Consider the following 201-nt stretch of genomic DNA (forward strand, 5'->3'; position numbering starts at 1 on the left):
GAAATCAGCCGCTTTAATTTATGCATCATTTGTATTTCTGATAAAAGAATGTCAAAATGAGGCGTGAAATTTATAATAATCTACAAAATAAAATACAACTTTATGAAAAAATGATCCTGTATTCACTTGCACAATTTGTCCCGGATTGCTATAATAAAACTACAAAAAGTTGTGAAAAGCAACAAAGCAGTGCGGCTGGGG

It is taken from the genome of Clostridium sp. CAG:43, assembly GCF_000434655.1.
GTDB lineage: Bacteria > Bacillota > Clostridia > Lachnospirales > Lachnospiraceae > Otoolea > Otoolea fessa.